The 1,220-nt window shown below is 36.7% G+C and carries 1 protein-coding gene; it reads right to left on the bottom strand.

The window, feature by feature from the left end:
* A protein-coding gene (locus tag D3H55_RS23665) for an IS3 family transposase (RefSeq protein ID WP_119549772.1) occupies nucleotides 1-1,135 on the bottom strand; the annotation gives its coding sequence in 2 pieces (ribosomal slippage) (nucleotides 1-859 and nucleotides 859-1,135; 1,136 coding nt annotated over the 2 pieces). This gene is flagged as partial in the annotation.
* Between the last annotated feature and the right edge of the window lie 85 nt (nucleotides 1,136-1,220).

Here is a 1,220-nt window from a genome sequence, read left to right as displayed (position 1 = left end):
GGGGTTTGGTAGCCTAATTTTTCTTGGATACGCTCTTCGTTATAGTACTTCATAAATTGATCCACACGTTCTCTTACTTTATCTACAGACAACGAATTGAATTTCACATATTGAAATTCTTCCGATTTAAGATTTGAATGAAAGGACTCGATAACCGCATTATCCCAACAGTTTCCTCTTCTAGACATACTACTAACTAAATTTCTCTCTTTCACAAGCGTCTGGTAATCATATGAGGTATAAACGCTACCCTGATCCGAATGAATGACCACTCCTTTAGGGTTCCCCCTTTCTTTGAGGGCCTGCTTCAAAGTGTCTAAAACCAGGGGAGTTTGTTGATGAGTATATAGTTTGTACGCTACGATTTCATTATTAAAAAGATCAATTATGGTCGATAGATAAAGCGTTGATGTACCGTATTGAATATAAGTTATATCGGTGACCCACTTTTGATTAGGAAGGGCTGCTTTAAAGTTACGTTGTAATAAATTAGGTGCGATGATGATTGATTCGCCTTGTGATTTCCATTTCCGTTTAGGTTTTACACGACATTGAAGGTGATGCTTCCGCATAATACGTTGAACCGTATTACGATGTAAACTGATGTGAAACTTACGTTTTAATAATTTTGTGATCTTACGATGCCCATTTCTAAATCTCGTTTTTTCGCAGAGTGAAATAATTACCTCTTCCTCTTTGGACAGCTGGATTGGAGAAGATGCAGCCCATCGATAGTAAGTGGCTCTTGAGATATTTAAAACTGATAAGATGGCGGTTACGGTATATTTCTTTCGTAATCGGTTCACTAATTGGAGAATTACTTCTTTTTCAACTCCTTTTCTATCTCCAAATACTTTTTTAAGATTTCGTTCTCCTGTCTTAAATGAGTCATTTGGTGGTCTTTTTTTTCCTCATCACTCTGATTATCAGGTCCGTGGCCGTATGTGTACTGCTTTCCAATTGGTTGACTAAACCTGTGAAATTCATTATTGCGATACCATTTAAGCCACGTTTTAATCTGGGAGACATTCTTAATTCCATATTTCTTCATGATTTCTTGGTTCGTAAATTGCCCACTCATCTTATCTTTGATCACTGCCCATTTTGTTTCACTTGAATATACGTTTTTGCCCACGCAAAAACACCTCCGAATTATCACTTGAATTAAGTGTATCACTTCGAAGGTGTTTTATAGTGTCTCAAATACTTAGGTTAGTCTA

Source organism: Bacillus salacetis (assembly GCF_003581585.1).
Classification (GTDB): domain Bacteria; phylum Bacillota; class Bacilli; order Bacillales; family Bacillaceae_B; genus Rossellomorea; species Rossellomorea salacetis.
This window is presented reverse-complemented; position numbering and strand designations above follow the sequence as displayed.